The organism is Cyanobium sp. Morenito 9A2 (genome assembly GCF_024345575.1).
Taxonomy (GTDB): Bacteria; Cyanobacteriota; Cyanobacteriia; order PCC-6307; family Cyanobiaceae; genus ATX-6F1.
Window position 1 is genome coordinate 61,362 of record NZ_JAGQBJ010000002.1, and the last position, 17,222, is coordinate 78,583.

Consider the following 17,222-nt stretch of genomic DNA (forward strand, 5'->3'; position numbering starts at 1 on the left):
TGCCCTGACCCACCGGCAAGGCATGGTGGGTTCACAGGTGCTGGGGCAGATGGGATCGGAGTTCGGCCGTCGCCTGCGCCAGTTCCTGGCCCTGTTCGTCGTGTTCGTGCTCAGCGCTGATCTGCCCATCCGGGTGTTTCACATCGCCCAACATCTGATCTGGGGTGGTCCGGGCATCAGCGGTGCGGTCTTGGAGCATGGCCTGCCACTGCTGGCGGTGGGCGTTGCGTTGGTCTGTGCCCTGTACCTCGCCCAAGGAGAGCTGGGCACCCAGCGCTTGATCGCCTCCTACCCGCCGAGCGAGCCCGTGCCCCTCGCCCTGCACGGGCTTGGACTGCTCTCGGGACTGATCATGCTCCTGCTTGAGCGCTGAGGGAGCTGGCGTAGCCCGGATCCTCGCTGCCGAACAGGCGATCGAGGTGAGTGAAGTAAAGCCCGAAATGCACCGCTGGTCGCCGGTGGTGCAGGGCGTGGTGGGAGGGCCCGATCAGCCAGCGCCCCAGCCAGTGGTGGGGGAAGGCCGCCGGCAGTCGGTCCAGGCCGAGGTGGTTGACCACCGCCCAGATGGTCATGGTGGTGAGCACGGCGATCAGAGTGATGGGGTGCAGGGGCAGCACCAGCACCACCGCGATCAGGAAGAGGGCCTGCAAGGCCGCTTCGGGGGGATCGAAGGCGAAGGAGGTCCAGGGGTTGGGGCAGAGGGAGCGGTGATGGCCCCGGTGCATCCAGGGGTAGAGCGCCGGCAGGTGCACCAGCCGGTGGGTCAGGTAGAACCAGGCGTCCTGCAGCACCAGCACCAGGGCGTAGCTCACCATCCCGTAGGTGATCCCGGCCAGGGGCCCCGGCACGGCTGTGTACAGGCGCGTCAGGCCATGGCTGTGGGCCGCCAGCAGGGCCAGGGTCGCCAGGGCGAACACCCCGGCCGAGAGCACCGACAGGCCGATGTCGCGGCGGATGGAGGTGGCCGAAGGTTGCTGGGCCCGGGGCCGGAGCTGGCGGCCGGGCTGGGCGGCTGGTGGGCAGGTGGCTGTTCGTTGCAGCGCCGGGGACTCCGCTCCGCCGCGGTAGAGCAGCAGGTAGGAGCCGCCGGCCACCAGGAAATAGCGCCCCAGGATCAAGCCGAACACGATCAGACCGTCGATCAGCAGGGCGTGCCCCTGAAATCCAGTCGAAAAAGCCAGCGCTGGAATCAGAGTCAACCTGCCCCCACGGCCAGCCCTGCTGGTCCGGCCTCTAGTGTCCCTGTCGCCATCTCCTCTCCCCGCTCCGCTCGCAATCAAGCTAGGCACGGTTTCGCTTGGAGCCGCTTTCCGGCGACACCCGCGGAACGGGCCTTTCCACTGGCACCTGTCCTTCTTGTCCTGCACGCGCCATGGTGAACGATCCGATCACCCTCTTCGGTGTCGTGGCGGTGGCCGTGATGCTGATCGCCTACACCCTTGAAGAACGGGCTCCGGTCTGGGTGCTGGTGTTTGCGGCCGGCTGTCTGGCTTCAGGGGTCTACGCGCTGCTGGCGGGGGCTTGGCCCTATGCGGTGGCGGAGTTGATCTGGACAGTGGTGGCCCTGCGGCGCTGGCGCAGACGCGTCCGGCCCAGGCCCGTGGCCGAGGGAGGCCTGCGCTGACGGTCACCACCGGCTCCCACCGCGCGGGAGATGGCCGCATCAGGCGCCAAAAAGCTGCTCCATGCGGCCTTGCTCAGGAGCCGAGCAGCGCCGTACATTCCAGCCGCTCCTGGGCGCTGGCACGGCGCTCGTGCCGCAACCGGATCGCCTCCGCCAAGTAGGTCGCGTCATCGGCCACACCGCAGAAGCGCGCGGATCCCCAGGTGTGCAGCCAGGGCAGGCCGAGCAGGTACAGGCCGGGGGCCTGGGTGAGGCCTCGCTGGTGGGCCGGCTGGCCGGTTCCATCAAAGATCGGCACCTCCACCCAGGAGAAATCGGGGGAGTAGCCCGTGCACCAGATCACGGCGGCCAGGGTGAGTGGATCCAATTCCTGGGGCGTGGTGCCGACTGTGGGTTGCCAGCAGGGGGCGTAGGGCGGTTCAACGGGCGCCTCAAGGCCGTTGGCGGCGATGTGTTCGTCGATGCTTCGGCGGATGCGGCAGTAGACGGCATCGGCCCCATCGAGGCTGGCGGCCAGGTCGTCACGGAAGCTGATCCGCGCGCTCCCCAGACTCTCCACACGGCCATGCAACACCATGCCCTCCAGGGCCCTGCGGCGCAGGTCGATCTCTCGCCCGCCATCGCGACCGGTGAGGTAGTGGTTGGTCTTGGAGCGCACGGAACGGGGATCGTCGTGCTGCTCGATCGCCATGGCGTAGTAGCCCATGCGATCAAGCCAGTCGACCACGTCCTTGCCGCGGTAGCGCCGGGGCGAGCGCGGGGCGCTGCCCACACTCAGGTGCACCGGACGGCCGGCGAGGAACAGATCTTCAGCGATCTGGCAGCCCGACTGGCCGCTGCCCACCACCAACACCGGACCCTCCGGCAGCTGGCCTGGGTTGCGGTAGTCACGCGCATCCAACTGCAGCAGCCCCTCCGGCAGGCGCAGGGCCTGCCCATGGCGCCTGGGACGGTGGTAGCCACCCGTGGCGATCACCACTTGATCAGCCTCCAGCTCCCCCTCGCTGGTGTGCAGCCGGTAGCCCGTGCCGGCGCTGGTGAGCCGTCTCACCTCCACGCCCTCCCGCACGGCCAGCCCCGCCTGGGCCGCGAAGCGCTTCACGTAGTCGACGATCTGGGTGCGGTTCATGAACCCCTCGGGGTCATCGCCGTCGTAGGGGAAGTCAGGCAGTCGGCATTGCCAGTTGGGGGTCACCAGGCAGAAGGAATCCCAGCGCTGCTGAGCCCAGGCGTAGCCGATGCAGTGCCGCTCCAGCACCAGGGGCTTGAGGCCGCGCTGCTGCAGGCCGTGGGCCACCGACAGCCCCGCCTGACCACCCCCCACCACGACCACGGGGTGGCGCGGGATCTGGGGGGAGGACTTCTCCATGGGCTGCAGGGGATTGAGGACGGCTGCGGTGAATGCTGGAGCGAAGCGCCCGGGGGGCAAGTACCGAAGGCGACCGTTCCGCGGGGTGAGTGCTCAGGAGCGTTGCGGCGCTTCGGTCACATCGGCGACACAAAACAAAACTTCAACCGTGGCACCGTCAACCCGACAACTCTCAGCGATCGACGTCCGATGCCCGAGGTCACCCATCCCGCCCATCAACCCGGGGATTTCCTGGTCGATTACGAGGAGAAGGTCTTTCCCGACGTCAAGGCCGAGCCAGGCGAGAAGGCTCTTGTGACGTTCCATACGGTGGCCTTCGAGGGCTCCATCGGACTGGTGAACCTGCTGCAGGCCAGCCGCCTGATCAACAAGGGCTTCGAAACCTCCATCCTGCTTTACGGCCCCGGCGTGACCCTTGGGGTGCAGCGCGGTTTCCCCAAGCTCGGGGATGCCGCCTTCGATGGCCACCTCAACTTCAACGCCCGCCTTCAGAAATTCATGGACCAGGGCGGCAAGGTCTACGCCTGCCGCTTCGCCCTGCAGGCCCTCTATGGCCATGGCGAAGGTGCTCTGATCCCCGGCATTACTCCGGTGAATCCGCTCGATGTGCTCGACATCATCTTGCTTCACCGCCAGCAGGGGGCCTTCATCCTCGACACCTGGACCCTGTGAGCCCCACCGCCCGTCCCTTGCCCTGAGGTCGCCGAGATGGCTGCCACGATCACCGTCGCCGCAGCCCAGATCCGGCCGGTTCTGTTCTCCCTGGAGGGGTCCGTTGAGCGGGTGCTGGCCGCCATGGCTGAAGCGGCCGCTTCCGGGGTTGAGCTGATCGTCTTCCCCGAGACGTTCTTGCCCTATTACCCCTACTTCTCCTTTGTGGAGCCGGCGGTGTCCATGGGCCAGTCCCACCTGAAGCTCTACGAGCAGGCGGTGGTGGTGCCCGGGCCCGAGATCGAGCGCATCGCTGCTGCCGCCCGCCGGCACAGGCTGCACGTGCTTCTTGGTGTCAATGAGCGCGATGGCGGCAGCCTCTACAACACCCAGCTGCTCATCGACGGCGACGGTGAGCTGGTGCTCAAGCGTCGCAAGATCACGCCGACGTACCACGAGCGCATGGTGTGGGGCCAGGGGGACGGCTCTGGTCTCAAGGTGGTACCCACCACCCTGGGGCGGATCGGCGCCCTGGCCTGCTGGGAGCACTACAACCCCCTGGCCCGCTTCAGCTTGATGGCCCAGGGGGAGGAGATCCATTGCGCCCAATTCCCTGGGTCTCTGGTGGGCCAGATCTTCAGCGAGCAGACCGCCGTCACCCTGCGGCACCACGCCCTGGAAGCCGGTTGTTTCGTGATCTCCTCCACCGCCTGGCTCGATCCCGCCGACCACGCCACGATCACGGCCGATACCTCGCTGCACAAAGCTTTCCAGGGGGGCTGCCACACAGCGGTGATCAGCCCAGAGGGGCGATACCTGGCTGGCCCCTTGCCGGAAGGGGAGGGCCTGGCCATCGCCGAACTCGACCGTTCCTTGATCACCAAACGCAAACGCATGATGGACAGCGTGGGGCACTACAGCCGCCCGGATCTGCTCAGCTTGAAGATCAACCGCACCCCCCAGGTCCATCAGCAGGAGTGGGCGGGTCCCAGCGAGGCCCTCGGCGCCAGCGACGTTCTGGAGGAAACCAACCATGGCTGAGGCCAGCGGGTCGGCCCTGGGCCGGCGGCTCACCGAACTGCAGGTGCGGGGGGTTGTGGATCCGGCCGTTCCCGGCAACCCCGGACGACGGGGCGGTGCCGGACCCTCCGACCATCGGGCGCTCACGATCGAGGGCACCACCGTGATGGTCCCCGTCTACAACGCCACCGCCCAGGACTCCCCCTATCGGCTGACGGCCGGAGACGATGGGGCTCTCCATGTCGAAGCGGAAGGTGTCATGCCCTGGGCTGTGGAGGCGCCACCCGAGCCCCGCTTCTATGGCCTTCAGACGGCCGATGGCATCTCCTATCGCTCGATCGCCCTGCTGCACGGCCGCGACGTGCTGGCCACCACCTTGCTACAAACCTGTATCCGCTTCCGCGACCGAACGCAGTCCTGTCAGTTCTGCGCCATCGAGCAGTCGTTGGAGGAGGGGCGCACCCTGGTGCGCAAGACCCCAGAGCAGGTGGCCGAGGTGGCCGAGGCGGCCATGCGCCTCGATGGGGTGAAACAGCTGGTGATGACCACCGGCACCCCTAACTCCGACGACCGTGGTGCCCGCCTGATGGCGGAGACCGCTGCCGCCGTCAAGGCGCGCGTGCCGCTGCCGATCCAGGCCCAGTGCGAGCCCCCGGAGGATCCGATCTGGTACCGCCGCATGAAGGAGGCAGGGGTGGACAGCCTCGGCATGCACCTGGAGGTGGTGGAGCCGGAGGTGCGGCGGCGGGTGCTGCCGGGCAAGGGCGAACTGACCCTGGAGCGCTACTACGAGGCCTTCGCCAAGGCGGTGGAGGTGTTCGGCCGCGGCCAGGTGTCCACCTACCTGCTGGCGGGGCTCGGTGATTCAGCTGAGTCGTTGATGGCCTGCTGCGAGCGGTTGATCGCCCTTGGGGTTTACCCGTTCGTGGTGCCGTTCGTGCCGATCGCCGGCACACCGCTTGAGGGCCACCCGCCCCCCAGTACCGAGTTCATGCTGCAGGTCTACGGCGCCGTAGGGGGGCTGTTGCGCGCTTCTGACCTGAGCTCGGAGGCGATGAGCGCCGGTTGCGCCAAGTGCGGTGCCTGCTCCGCCCTCTCCCTCTTCGAGGCCACCCCTGAACCCGCCTTCTGAGGGAGCGCCATGTTCTTCATCGACCCCTCCAGCCACAGCATCGGCCGCAGTTCCAGCTCCGCCCCAGCTGCCTTCACGCCTTCGGTGCGGCGCGGCCTGGCCATCGACGCCGAAGACTTTCAGCTTTCACCCACCGCCAGCTCCGAGCGTTTCTCCTTCCACCTGCTGCGATCGAGATCACCCCTGGAGCGTGGCTACTGGGAGCTGAGAAGTGCCATCTTCTGCCAGGAGCAGCACTTGTTCGAAGACTCCGACCGCGACGGACGCGACGATCGCGCCTACCCGATTGCCGCTCTCGATCATGCCGCCGCCCGGGGCGACGGGGTGGTGGGCGTGGTGCGCATCCTTGAGGAGCAGCCGCGGCTCTGGTACGGCGGCCGGTTAGGGGTCCACGGTGACTACCGGCGTCTGAATCAGATCGGCAAGGGGTTGATCTGGAAGGCGGTCACCACCGCCAACGGCTGGGGCTGCGATCGCTTTCTGGCCACAGTGCAGATCCAGAACGTGCGCTTCTTCCAGCGCCTGCATTGGAGCTCCATCGACAGCCTGGAGATCCGTGGCATGGCCCATCACCTGATGGAGGCTGATCTGGCCTACTACCGGGCTGCCGCCGAACGCCGGCCGCTGCTGGCGGCGGCGTGAGTCCCACGCCACTGGAGGAGCTGGCGGCGCGGCTGCAGCGGCTGCCGGGGCTCACTGGCAAGGACGACATCCAACACCCAGCGTCGGTGTTCCCCCACCAGCCCTTTCCCCAGCTGGGACCTGCGGCGGCCCTGGGCGATGACGCCGCTCTGTTGCCGCCACAGGGTGGCGCGCTGCTGCTGGCCTGTGAGGGTCTCCATCCGGGCTTGGTGGAACGGGATCCCTGGTTTGCCGGCTGGTGCGGGGTGCTGGTGAACCTGAGCGACATCGCCGCGATGGGAGGCACACCTCTGGCGGTGGTGAACAGCCTCTGGAGCCGTGGCGGCGAGCCCGCAGAGCAACTGCTGAGTGGGATGCGTGCCGCCTCGGAGACGTTTGCGGTGCCAGTGGTGGGGGGACACACCAACTTGCAAAGCCCCTATGAAGCTCTGTCCGTCGCGGTGCTGGGGGTGGCGCCGGGGCCCATCCTCTCGGCCCGATCCGCCCGCCCCGGGGACAGCTGCCATCTGCTGATCCAGATCGATGGGGGCGTCCTGCGCCGACCGGACCCCTTCTGGGATGCCGCCACTGGCGCCGATCCGGCCCAGCTGCGCGCCCAGCTAGCGCTGCTGCCCCTGATCGCCGCTGAAGGGCTGGCCCATGCCGCCAAGGACATCAGCATGGGCGGCCTGATCGGCACGGCGGCGATGCTGTGCGAGGCGGCGGGCTGCGGCTTAGTGCTCGATCTGGACGCCATCGAGCCGCCCGAGGGGGTGGAACTGGAGGAATGGATCACCTGCTTCCCCAGCTTCGGTTTTCTGCTGGCCAGTGCCCCGGATCAGGGCCAGGCCCTGCGGGCGGTGCTGGAGCCGCATCCCGAGCTCCGCTGCCAGCCGATCGGCCTGTTCCAGGAGGGCCAGGCCCTGGAGTTGAGGCGCGGCGACGAGCGGGTCATCGTGCGCACCGCCGCGACGGCGCTGACGGGCTTTGGGGCGCTGTCGTGACCGGCACGGCCCGGGGGGCGCTGGCGGGTGAAACTCTCCGGGCGTTCACAGGCGGCAGGCCGTGCCCGAAGTCGAGTTGGATCTGGTGTGGCCCGATGGGCGCACCACCCGCCTGTATTCCCCCTCCACGGTGATCCTGAATTACCTGAGCCCCGGCCAGATCGTGTCTGTGCGGGAGCTGCAGGAACGTGGCAGCGAGGCCCTTGAGCAGGCCTCCGAGCGCGTGCGGGACCGCTACGGCTTCGCCTGCACGCGCGCTGAGGAGGAAGGGCGCAAGCTGGAGTGCTGGGCGGCCGGCTACGACAGCCAGGAGCAGGTGTTGGTGACGGCGACGTCCGACACAAACGCTGACCAGCGTTGAGCTTGGGGGCCTGGACGGGGCGCTGGCCAGGGGGGCGCTGGAATCCAGCGGGGGGCCTGGTGGCCTTCACCTGTGCCTCCAGCGAACAACGGTGGGTCTGCTCGACGCTCGCATCGAGCCCCTTCCAGGCGCCGCTCGTGCCGTGGCCCCGCCTGCTGGCGGTCGCGTCGGACCAGGCTCACCCGGTGCCCTTCCCCCCTGCTGGGCGGCCCAGGAGGAGCCGATGGAGGCCAGGCCAACCTCAGGGCGCTAACCGCTCGATCAACCAGGGCTCCCCGGTGGTGCTGCGGACGTAGCGCAAGCGGTCGTGGAGCCGGTTCTCCCGCCCCTGCCAGAACTCCACCTCGCGCGGCACCACCCGGAAGCCTCCCCAGAAGTCAGGCAGGGGTACCTCGCCTCCGGCGAACTTGCGTCGCATCTCCTCCCACTTCAGCTCCAGGAGCGTGCGGGAGTTGATCACGGCACTCTGCTGGGACACCCAGGCCCCGAGCCGGCTGCCCTGGGGCCGCGAGGCGAAAAAGGCCAGGGATTCGCCCACGCTGATGCGCTCGGCGCGGCCGATCACACCCACCTGACGCTCCAGGGCATACCAGGGAAACAGCAGGCTGACCTGGGGGCAGGCGGCGATGTCGCGGGCCTTGCGGCTGCCGTAGTTGGTGAAGAACACGAAGCCCCGCCCGTCGAAAGCCTTGAGCAGCACCGTGCGCGAACTGCAGCGCAAGCCATCGCTGCTGGAGAGCACCAGGGCGTTGGGCTCAGGCAACTCCGCCGCAGTGGCCTCGGAGAGCCAACGGCGGAACTGGGCCACGGGATCGGCCGCCAGATCGCTCCTGCGCAGCCCGGCCAGCCGGTACTCCCGGCGCAGGGAGGCCACCTCCCCGCTGGTGGCGTTGGCGGAGGCTGCGCTGGCGGCCTGATCCATCCAGGGCGTGGCGGTGGAATCGCTGGAGTCACCGTAGGCAGCTGCGGAAGGGGCGCCAGAGCCGCCGGCGGCAGTGGTGCAGCCCTGGCCTCAGGCCATCGCTCCTCCGGCCGGCGGAGACCGAGTCGGCAAACCGTGCGTCCTCGGTGGGGTTCCCCCCTTCCACTGGCCCCCGGTTGCCTGCAGATTGGCCCCACGTGCCCCACAGCCATGGATTGGAAGCCCCGGGCCCTTGGCCACAGAGTCGGCACCCTGCTGATGCGCTGGGGCCTGGCCCTGCAGGCGCCGCCGGTGGCCCCGACGCCCACCCCGTCAGCGGTTCAGCCCCCCGTGCGGCCATTGACAGCACCTGCAGCCTCAACGGAAGCGGCCCTGTCACCCCAGGCGCCGGCGCCAATCCCCCAGCGGCCGGGCGTGCGCCTGCCGCTCTCCGTGGAGCGGGCGGTCCAGAGCCGCAACCTCTCAGTGCTCAAGCGCGAAGCCAGCGATGCCCTGGCGGCCCTCGGTTCGGCCCATGCCCTGGTGACGTCAGCTCGGCTGGCCCAACTCCAGGGCCTGCACCAGGGGCTGGAGCAAGGGAAGGTGTCCGAACAGGATCTCAACGCCGTCGCGATTGATTACCAGGCCTGGCAGCACGACCAAGTGCGCCTGTTCGACGCCCTGCGCCTGGTGGCGGCCATGCAGGTGCCCAGCGGCCGAGCGCTTGATCAGATCGATCCCCGGCTGCACGAGGCGGCCAAACACCACCTGGAGGCGCTTTCGATCGAGTACCAGCGCAACCTGCTCTCCAATCAGTTTCGCAACAGCCTGCCCGCGGCCGGCAGTGATGGCCCTGACAGCGACTGAGCCTCCCCAGGAGCCATGCTGCTGCTGGTTCAGCGCACAACACCATGAGCCATGACGCCGGACGCTCTGAGCGCCACCGCTCCCACCGCGCCGGATGGCTGCGCGCCGTGGTGCTCGGGGCCAACGACGGCATCATTTCGGTGGCCAGCCTGGTGGTGGGCATCGCCGCCTCCGGGGCAGCCAAGGAGCAGGTGCTCGTGGCGGGTGTGGCGGCCACCGTCGCCGGGGCGCTGTCGATGGCGGCGGGGGAATACGTTTCGGTGCAATCCCAGGCCGACACCGAGCGGGCCGATCTGGCCAAGGAGCGCCAGGAACTGGCCCTCGATCCCGCCGGTGAACTCGCTGAGCTGACGGAGATCTACATCCGGCGGGGCCTCGATCACGGACTCGCCCGCCAGGTGGCCGAGCAACTCACGCTCCATGACCCCCTGGGCGCCCATGCCCGCGATGAGCTGGGCCTCAACGAGATCCTGCGGGCCCGGCCGATCCAGGCCGCGGTTGCTTCGGCCGCCAGTTTTGCCATCGGCGCCAGCCTGCCGCTGATCACGCTTGAGCTCACCCCCGCCGGGCGGATCACCGAGTTGGTGACCATCCTTGCGATCGTCGCCCTGGCGCTGCTGGGGGGGCTGTCGGCCTCGATCGGCGGCGCATCGCTCTGGCGTGGTTCCATGCGGATGCTGTTCTGGGGCACGTTCGCCCTGGCGCTCACGGCCGCCGTGGGGAGATTGTTCGGTGCCGCGGGCTGATCCCTGGGCTCGGCCCCTGCCCAGTCCAAGGCTGAGGGTGCGCCGCCAGGGCCATGGTGGCGATCTGCAGGGATGGGGCCAGGGGCGGAGCAGCTGCAGCTTCAGGCTCCAGACCCTGCCGGTGATCAGTTCCTCCGCCCAGGCCAGCTCCAGGTCCTGGCCCTCCAGCCTCTGCGAAGCGTCAGGCGGCACGGTCAGCGGGGCGCGAAAGAGATGGGCCACGCGCTGGTCGTTTCTTGGCCCGAGCCGGTGGGTCAGCTCCCTGGCGTGCCAACAGATTGCCTTGAGCCACGCGCGCCGCAGGGCCTGCTCGGGCGCCCGGGGGCGACGATGCCAGGGGTGTGATCGCGGAGCCGCAGCCACCGGCGGCCCTGCCGCTCCAGCCTAGCGATCGCCACTACGAGGCCCATCGCTTCGGAACCCCCCTCAACCCACCGCGCCTTTGGTTGCCCCTGGCAGGGGGGGCGGGGGCGAGGGCTGGAAGATCGGCATCAGACTGCTGATTCCAAGCATCACGAAGGAGAGCGCGCCCACCAGGGCCAGGAGCCGCAGACCCAGGGGCCTGCCCCGGTCAACGGCGCAATCATCGGGATCCACCTGGGGAGGCAGCGGCCCGCGCCCCTGGGGCGATTGGGGGTGGGGTGCCATGGGCGTAGGGGGTCGGCTGTCTCAAGCTGCGGGCGGCCCCTAGCCTGACAGAGCCGATTGGGCAGGTCTGGCCCGCGCCCGGGGCCGTTGAACAGGTCAGTCTCGCGGCGCCGCCCGTCGAAAGCGGGACGTCCATGCCTGGCGGAAGAGGCACGTCCATGGACCCGACAAGCGCTTCCACCCCTCAACGGATGTCCGATCGGGCTTGAGCTTGGCCCATGGGTAATCTCGACCGCAGCGTTGGCCCCGGGCGCGGTGGCCCCTGCCACCGCTCCAAGGACCGGCAGGGTCCGTCACGTGCTTGGGGAGTCTTGAACGTCGTGAACGGCCAGTCCTGCACAACGGTCCCCGAGCCGGGGGGACACCCCACGCCGGCGCTTGCTGATGGGGGTTGGCGGGGCTTTTTACTGCTCCCCGGAGAAGGACTGATCCTCGTTTCCAGCGCTTCCCGGGTGATCCACCTCGATCGCTGGGCCAGGCACAGGCTTGGGCCGCTTGCCGATCAACTGCTGACGGCACCTCTACCCGAGGCCTGGCCTGAACTCGCCGCCGCGATCGCGACATTCGAGCCCCTCCTGGCGGCCGGCCCCCAGGATCTGAGCCTGAAGACCGGCGCCGACCTGCTCCACCTTCGCCTGTTTCGCACCGATAACGGCGTGGGTGTTGGCCTGCTCAGGGCTCCCGCCCGTGGTCGCGGAGGTGAGCCTCGCCTGCGGATGGTCGAAGCCCTGCTCAACACCATCTTGGAGGCGTTGATCATCACCATGGCGGAGCCGTTGGAGCAGCCTGGCCCGGTGATTGTCTTCGCCAACGATGCGCTGCTCAGCCAGACCGGCTATGCCCGCCATGAACTCCTGGGCCGGAGTCCCCGTCTGCTGCAGGGACCAGGCACGGACCTGGCGACGACGGTGAGCTTCGGCGCAGCGCTGCGCCGCTGGGAACCTGCCTCCATGGAGGTGCTCAATTTCGACCGTCAGGGTCATCCCTTCTGGATTGAGTTGAAGACAGCCCCGCTCGCCGATCCCGATGGTTCCTTCACCCATTGGGTCGCCGTTCAGCGCGATGTCACGCATCGCCGCGCCAGCGAGAGCGCCATGGCCGATCTGGCCTACTGCGACACACTCACGGGGCTTCCGAACCGCCGGAGCCTGATCGGGCGGCTTCAACGCTCCCTGGTGGGTCTTGAAAGGCAGGGCGGACGCCTCGCCCTGGTCTTTTGTGATGTGGACCGATTCAAGGAGGTCAACGACCGCTTCGGGCATGCGGTGGGGGATGCCCTGCTGCTTGAACTCACCCGTCGTTTCCAGACCGTGCTGCGGGCCAGCGACACCCTCGCCCGATTGGGTGGCGATGAGTTCGTGGTGCTCATCGACAACATCGCCAGCGAGGAAGAGGCGCTGCTCCTCGCCCAGCGCATGCGCTTCACACTCCTGGAGCCCTGGTGTCATGAGGGCGATGAGATCTCCCTTTCGATGAGCATGGGCGTCGCCACCACCAACGGTGGTGGCACCAGCGCCGATGAACTGTTGCGCCGCGCCGACCTCACGATGTACCAAGTCAAGGCATCCGGCCGTGATGGCATCGCCGTTTACGACGCCGCCATCGACCTCGAAGTTCAGGAGTCCGTAACGCTGCGCCAACGGCTCGAGCAGGACATCCGCCATGAGCGCCTGTTGCTCCACTACCAACCGATCGTCCGGTTGGAGAACGGCACCATCGTGGGCACCGAGGCCCTCGTCAGGATGGTCGGAGCCAAGGGTGATTTGATCGCTCCCCACCAGTTCATCCCCATGGCGGAGCGCACGGGATTGATCATCCCCATGGAGCGCTGGGTGCTCACGCGGGCGATCGAAACCCTGCGTGCCTTCGAGCATCAGAAGCCCCACTGGCGGCTGGCGATCAATGTCAGCCCGAATCACCTCGAGCGGGGCAACCTGGCCCAGGAGTTGCTCGAGGAGCAACGGCGCTCCGGCGTCGATCTCACACGCCTGACGATCGAGATCACCGAAACGGTGCTGCTGAGCCAGCACATCCAGGCCAAGCGGGACCTCACGGCCCTCAAGGAGGCGGGCGTCACCATCGCCCTGGACGACTTCGGCACTGGTTACTCCAGCCTCGCCTGGCTCACCGAGATGCCCATCGACATCGTCAAGCTCGACAAGACCTACGTCGATCGCCTGGCGAACGACGCACGCACAACGACCCTGATCGGCGGCTTCATCAAGGTGTTCCATGACCTGGGGATCGAAGTGGCCGCCGAAGGCATCGAAACGGAGAACCAACGCCAGCAGCTGCTCGCCCTTGGCTGCCGCACCGGACAGGGTTACCTGTTCGGTGCCCCCACGGCTGAGCTCCCCAGCGATGGGTGGCCCACGGGCGCTGAATCCTGATCCGGAACGGAAGCAGCTGGGCGTGAGCCCTCTCAAGTTTGGGGGAGCGATGGTCGGCTCCGCCCCCCCGACAGAGCTGGCTGCCGATCCCCTGCCGCCGGGTCGCTTCGGCCACCATGGAGCCGGCATGGCCCCCGCTCCACCGGCTTCAACCTCGATGGGCGAGCGCCCTGCCATGGCGGGTGCCGGAGCGCTGGAGCGCAGGGGGAAAGCGATGGAGGATCGTCTGCCTCCGGCCCAGGCAACGTTGAATGGACAGGTGTCCGCGCCGTTCCGCCATGGTTGCTCGTCTGGGTCCTCTGCTGGCCCTGCTCGCCTTCGGGGCGCCGCTGCCCGCGACCCTGCAGGATCCCTCACCCCTGGCTTCGGCGTCCGCTGAGACGGCGACGGAACACACGCATCATCATCAGCAATCGGTGCTGCTGGCGCGGGCGGTCACGCCGCTCGCGGATGATCCCTCCTGCACCCCTGCCGATCGGGTGTTCATTGAGCGCAGTTATCAGCTGGCGCGCCAATCCGTCCAGGAAGGGGGGTTTCCGTTCGGAGCGGTTCTGGTGGTGGACGGAGCGATCGTGGCCGAGTACCGCAACAGCACGGCCTCCAGCCAGGACCCGACCCGCCATGCCGAGCTCGGCCTGATCTCCACCTTCGCGCCCAAGCTCGGTCGTGAGGCCTTCCGGCGCGGCACCCTCTATGCCAGCAGCGAGCCGTGCATCATGTGCGTGGGCGCCATTCTCAACGCCGGACTGCTGCGTGTGGTGTACGGAACCACCCAGACGCAGTTTCAGCGCGTCATTGGCGATCACCCCCAGCCCTCCCCCCTCACCATCCGCGAAATCATCGGTCGCACCAATCCCGCCATCACGGTGAAAGGGCCGTTGCTGGAGAAGGAGGGGCTTGCCATCCACGAAAGCTTCTGGCCCTGGGCCCTGAGAACCTGGGGACGGGACCGCAGCTAGGACGCTCGGAGCCGCTGCGAGCCAATCAACGGACGCTTCCTTTGAGCGCTCGGATCCGCCCCCGAGCGCAGGCCATCAGCAGCGCAATCAGCTCAGCAAGCGTGCGCTCCTGCAGCCCACGATGTTGATCCGACGCTGCCGCGAAGGTCGGTGGGGGCGCACGGGAGGGCACAAGACCCATAGGCTCTGGGCCGCTGCGATCACCACCGTTGGACAACAATTCGTTCCGCTACGAACCACTCGAGCGCTTTGGCGAGGGCCTAACAACCCGCCGGCCCTGGAACACCGCAGCGCTTGCGGGGGTGGAGAGGCTCAATGGACGCGTGGCCATGCTCGGTTTTGCGGCTGCCCTGGTGGGGGAGTGGATCACTGGCCTGGGGCCGGCCGGCCAACTCCTGGCATTGCTGCGCTGGTACCTGGGCTGAGGGGTGGCTGCGGCAGGGCCCCCGGCAACGCCCGGATGGGTCTGGCCCCGACCCACAGCAGCACAACGACCCAGGTTCGGGATGCGCCTGGGTCCCTGCAGCAACTCAGCCAGGATCGAATCCTCGGTCGGCACGGGTGCGCTGTCCAGGGACCCATCCAGACCCCCCTCCTGTTGAGGGGTGCAGCGTTCCATCAAGACGGTCGCCCCGAGCGGGGGGGAGTGGCAACGGTCGCGGCTCCAACCACACCCCAGTGATCCGCCCAGGCCTTGTCCTGACCAGGCTCTGCCTGGCCTCGGTGCTCCAGCAACCGGGCCCACGCTCCCCTGGTCGTCGAGGGTTCCCCACGGTCAGGCCTGCGGGCAAAGGCGCTCGTCCCTCGCTCCATTGCGGCAGCGACGGCCCGCCGTGCCCGGCGGCCCGCTGGCTTGGCTGAGCCCGTTGGGGCCCCGTCCTGGCACCCATCTGAGGAAGGATGGATGCGGGACGGAAGACGGCCAGCCGCAGTCCATGGATCCGGGCTGGGGCCGGGTTACCGCGGCTGAGCCGGAAGCGAGGACCGTGAAAGGAAGGGGGGAACAGGGGTCGGGGCGCTGGACGCCTGCCCTGCTTGAGATGGGTCGCCTGAGATTCGAACTCAGGACCAATCGGTTAAAAGCCGGGTGGTTTGGCTTCAGTGTGCTTGGCATGACTGGCTCTTGTTCATGAAGTGACAGATCTTTTGACAAACATGGTGGTCGCTGCTTCGACTTGCCTGTGCGGAGATCGAGTTGCTTGGCCCGCTTCGAGCACCTCTACCTCGGGTACGGCCTGAGCTTTGTGCTCCCCCGCGAGCAGCAGGTAGAACTCCGCCATGCCCTCCTGCCGGAGCGCCCGATCTATGCCGTGCCCGGCCGGGATCGCCCAAGGGCCTCCTGGACGGCCGAGGTGACCGACTTCGACTACCGCCTGCCCGAGGTCGAGTGGAAGTGGTGGCTCTGGTTCGAACCCGAGAGCCTGGAGCCTCCAGCGACGATCGAGGACATGGCCGAGGGGCACCGCTGGTACCGCTCTGGTGTCAGACTGGCATATTATGACGGATCACCGCTATCTATCCTCTCTACTCTTGAGAACGAAAACGGTAAAGAGAAGAGAGCACACACTCCAAGCCCCGAACAGCCGACAGCCGAAGACGACCATTGCTCCATCCCGATCAGGACTCCGCAAGCGTCCGTCTGAGAAACGAAGGACACGAAGAAACCCCTCATCTCTGACCACCGAGAGGCTGTTCAGCTCCAGAAGCCCCGAGAAGGGGCCTCCACCGACCCCGACCGATAAGTTCCAGCTGCCCGACCCCTCACCCGCCTTCCTGGGGCGCCTAGGGCCCGATCGGGAAGCCTCAGGCCCCAGGGGCAACCCCCCGATGCTGAGCGACTGCCAGATCCGACTCCTGGAGATCGTCGACAAGGTCCGTTGGAGCGAGCCCACCAACGTCTGCGCGTTCCAGCTCCTACGTAGGGCCCTGGGCATGGGCGACCACGTCGTCAACTTGGGGCTTGAATGTGAGTTTGGAGCAGGTTGAGCTCCTGACGGGGGGTGTTATCAGCCAGGGCCATATCGAGATCCCTGCAGGCCTCCGTAGCATGGGTGGTCGCACTTTCGTCATGACACCAAGTCGCCTTAGCCGTCCGGCCTCACGCCGGGCTTCCGTTCTTTCAACAGCCTTTGTCGAAGAGTTCCATCGCCTGCTATTAGAGCGGCCCAACCTGCCGAAGACGGCGCTGGCAAAGTCGGCGCTGGCCATACACCCGGACGGCAAGCGGCTGCGCCTCCACTTCCTTGACGAACGGTCGATGTGCCAGGCACTCCTGCAGCGGCATCGTGCGAAACATTTCGACTCCCACCCGCAGATTTGGAAGCTGCGCGGGACCCGTCAGGGCGTGAAGGCGTAGACAGCCTCGGTAGAAACCCCCAGCTTCACCGCTGGGGTTCATTTGATCAGGCCCGGGCGCTGACGCTGCAAGGCTGCGGCGTCTCCATGTGGAAGATTTCGCGTCTGCGGAACGGGCCTCTGGAACCGACTCCCTGCAACTTGAACCAGCTACATCTCGGCATTTGCGATGCCATGCACGGGTCAATGCTCAAGAGGCAGGGGCAAGGAAGGAGCGGCAGTTTTCCGGTTGGTGAAGTTCGTCACTGCTGGTGACACGGCTCCCCGTCGACATCGTCGAATTCTTCACTAGGTCACTACGTCCGAGAGGCGCTGGTCGCGGAGCTCGGGGCGGTTCTGCTGGGGGATCGGTTTGAGATCGGCAGCGAGATCGAGAGCCATGCCGCCTATCTCGGGCATTGGGTCGAGTTGCTCAAGGAATCAACCAAGGTGCTGTTTCAGGTGCTCGGCGAGGCAAGGCAGGCGGCGGATTTGATCTGTCCGGAGCCCACCCAAGAACCAGCTGAGGTGACTGCTGGCTGAGGTGGCAGGCCTTCCAACCGCCCTATCTCAGCTATAGGTTGAGGTCGTCATT

20 protein-coding genes are annotated in these 17,222 nt (G+C 67.5%); 16 read left to right on the forward strand and 4 right to left on the reverse strand.

What is annotated here, in order from left to right; all coding sequences use genetic code 11:
* Positions 1 to 22: 22 nt before the first annotated feature.
* Positions 23 to 373 (forward strand): hypothetical protein, encoded by a 351-nt coding sequence (locus KBY88_RS03805; protein WP_254938586.1) that lies wholly within the window; start codon positions 23 to 25, stop codon positions 371 to 373.
* Here KBY88_RS03805 and KBY88_RS03810 read toward each other — a convergent pair.
* Positions 351 to 1,199 (reverse strand): sterol desaturase family protein, encoded by an 849-nt coding sequence (locus KBY88_RS03810; RefSeq protein WP_315858098.1) that lies wholly within the window; start codon positions 1,197 to 1,199, stop codon positions 351 to 353. The two genes, KBY88_RS03805 and KBY88_RS03810, sit on opposite strands and share 23 nt — an antisense overlap.
* Before the next feature lie 173 nt (positions 1,200 to 1,372).
* On the opposite strand from KBY88_RS03810, the gene KBY88_RS03815 reads away from it, so the two are divergent.
* Positions 1,373 to 1,624 (forward strand): hypothetical protein, encoded by a 252-nt coding sequence (locus KBY88_RS03815; protein ID WP_254938587.1) that lies wholly within the window; start codon positions 1,373 to 1,375, stop codon positions 1,622 to 1,624.
* A gap of 73 nt (positions 1,625 to 1,697) precedes the next feature.
* Here KBY88_RS03815 and KBY88_RS03820 read toward each other — a convergent pair whose 3' ends face one another.
* Positions 1,698 to 2,993 (reverse strand): MSMEG_0569 family flavin-dependent oxidoreductase, encoded by a 1,296-nt coding sequence (locus KBY88_RS03820; protein ID WP_254938588.1) that lies wholly within the window; start codon positions 2,991 to 2,993, stop codon positions 1,698 to 1,700.
* A 189-nt stretch (positions 2,994 to 3,182) separates the two neighbouring features.
* Here KBY88_RS03820 and KBY88_RS03825 point away from each other — a divergent pair, with 189 nt between their 5' ends.
* The 6 genes from KBY88_RS03825 to KBY88_RS03850 all read left to right on the forward strand — a co-directional run bounded on the left by KBY88_RS03825 (position 3,183) and on the right by KBY88_RS03850 (position 7,782).
* Positions 3,183 to 3,665 carry an MSMEG_0572/Sll0783 family nitrogen starvation response protein gene (locus KBY88_RS03825; protein WP_254938589.1) on the forward strand — a complete coding sequence of 161 codons (483 nt, stop codon included), beginning with the start codon at positions 3,183 to 3,185 and terminating at the stop codon, positions 3,663 to 3,665.
* 36 nt (positions 3,666 to 3,701) lie between these two features.
* Positions 3,702 to 4,685: a Nit6803 family nitrilase gene (locus KBY88_RS03830; RefSeq protein WP_254938590.1), complete on the forward strand. Its 984-nt coding sequence runs from the start codon at positions 3,702 to 3,704 to the stop codon at positions 4,683 to 4,685.
* Positions 4,678 to 5,796: an MSMEG_0568 family radical SAM protein gene (locus KBY88_RS03835; protein ID WP_254938591.1), complete on the forward strand. Its 1,119-nt coding sequence runs from the start codon at positions 4,678 to 4,680 to the stop codon at positions 5,794 to 5,796. The genes KBY88_RS03830 and KBY88_RS03835 overlap by 8 nt, the downstream gene beginning before the upstream one ends.
* Positions 5,797 to 5,805: 9 nt before the next feature.
* Complete coding sequence (locus KBY88_RS03840; protein WP_254938592.1) at positions 5,806 to 6,438, forward strand: MSMEG_0567/Sll0786 family nitrogen starvation N-acetyltransferase; 633 nt, start codon at positions 5,806 to 5,808, stop codon at positions 6,436 to 6,438.
* Positions 6,435 to 7,421 (forward strand): sll0787 family AIR synthase-like protein, encoded by a 987-nt coding sequence (locus tag KBY88_RS03845; protein WP_254938593.1) that lies wholly within the window; start codon positions 6,435 to 6,437, stop codon positions 7,419 to 7,421. Before KBY88_RS03840 ends, KBY88_RS03845 begins: the two co-directional genes overlap by 4 nt.
* Positions 7,422 to 7,482: 61 nt before the next feature.
* Positions 7,483 to 7,782, forward strand: a complete 300-nt coding sequence (locus KBY88_RS03850) for an MSMEG_0570 family nitrogen starvation response protein (RefSeq protein ID WP_254938594.1) — start codon at positions 7,483 to 7,485, stop codon at positions 7,780 to 7,782.
* A 241-nt stretch (positions 7,783 to 8,023) separates the two neighbouring features.
* On the opposite strand, the gene pdxH is transcribed toward KBY88_RS03850, so the two are convergent.
* Positions 8,024 to 8,704, reverse strand: a complete 681-nt coding sequence (pdxH, locus tag KBY88_RS03855) for a pyridoxamine 5'-phosphate oxidase (RefSeq protein ID WP_254938595.1) — start codon at positions 8,702 to 8,704, stop codon at positions 8,024 to 8,026.
* 210 nt (positions 8,705 to 8,914) lie between these two features.
* On the opposite strand from pdxH, the gene KBY88_RS03860 reads away from it, so the two are divergent.
* The gene (locus KBY88_RS03860) at positions 8,915 to 9,550 is read left to right on the forward strand and encodes a hypothetical protein (RefSeq protein WP_254938596.1); all 636 of its coding nucleotides are present in this window, start codon (positions 8,915 to 8,917) and stop codon (positions 9,548 to 9,550) included.
* Between the two features lie 44 nt (positions 9,551 to 9,594).
* Positions 9,595 to 10,296, forward strand: coding sequence for a VIT1/CCC1 transporter family protein (locus KBY88_RS03865; protein WP_254938597.1), 702 nt, complete (start codon positions 9,595 to 9,597; stop codon positions 10,294 to 10,296).
* Between the two features lie 426 nt (positions 10,297 to 10,722).
* On the opposite strand, the gene KBY88_RS03870 is transcribed toward KBY88_RS03865, so the two are convergent.
* Complete coding sequence (locus KBY88_RS03870) at positions 10,723 to 10,944, reverse strand: hypothetical protein (RefSeq protein ID WP_254938598.1); 222 nt, start codon at positions 10,942 to 10,944, stop codon at positions 10,723 to 10,725.
* A 320-nt stretch (positions 10,945 to 11,264) separates the two neighbouring features.
* Here KBY88_RS03870 and KBY88_RS03875 point away from each other — a divergent pair, with 320 nt between their 5' ends.
* The 6 genes from KBY88_RS03875 (at position 11,265) to KBY88_RS03900 (ending at position 17,170) form a co-directional block, all read left to right on the forward strand.
* Complete coding sequence (locus KBY88_RS03875; RefSeq protein ID WP_254938822.1) at positions 11,265 to 13,334, forward strand: putative bifunctional diguanylate cyclase/phosphodiesterase; 2,070 nt, start codon at positions 11,265 to 11,267, stop codon at positions 13,332 to 13,334.
* Between the two features lie 278 nt (positions 13,335 to 13,612).
* Positions 13,613 to 14,293, forward strand: coding sequence for a nucleoside deaminase (locus tag KBY88_RS03880; RefSeq protein WP_254938599.1), 681 nt, complete (start codon positions 13,613 to 13,615; stop codon positions 14,291 to 14,293).
* Positions 14,294 to 14,502: 209 nt separating this feature from the next.
* Positions 14,503 to 14,718 (forward strand): chlorophyll a/b-binding protein, encoded by a 216-nt coding sequence (locus tag KBY88_RS03885; protein ID WP_254938600.1) that lies wholly within the window; start codon positions 14,503 to 14,505, stop codon positions 14,716 to 14,718.
* Between the two features lie 774 nt (positions 14,719 to 15,492).
* The gene (locus KBY88_RS03890; protein ID WP_254938601.1) at positions 15,493 to 15,936 is read left to right on the forward strand and encodes a hypothetical protein; all 444 of its coding nucleotides are present in this window, start codon (positions 15,493 to 15,495) and stop codon (positions 15,934 to 15,936) included.
* Between the two features lie 317 nt (positions 15,937 to 16,253).
* Complete coding sequence (locus KBY88_RS03895) at positions 16,254 to 16,649, forward strand: hypothetical protein (RefSeq protein WP_254938602.1); 396 nt, start codon at positions 16,254 to 16,256, stop codon at positions 16,647 to 16,649.
* Positions 16,650 to 16,987: 338 nt separating this feature from the next.
* Positions 16,988 to 17,170 carry a hypothetical protein gene (locus tag KBY88_RS03900; RefSeq protein WP_254938823.1) on the forward strand — a complete coding sequence of 61 codons (183 nt, stop codon included), beginning with the start codon at positions 16,988 to 16,990 and terminating at the stop codon, positions 17,168 to 17,170.
* Positions 17,171 to 17,222 lie beyond the last annotated feature (52 nt).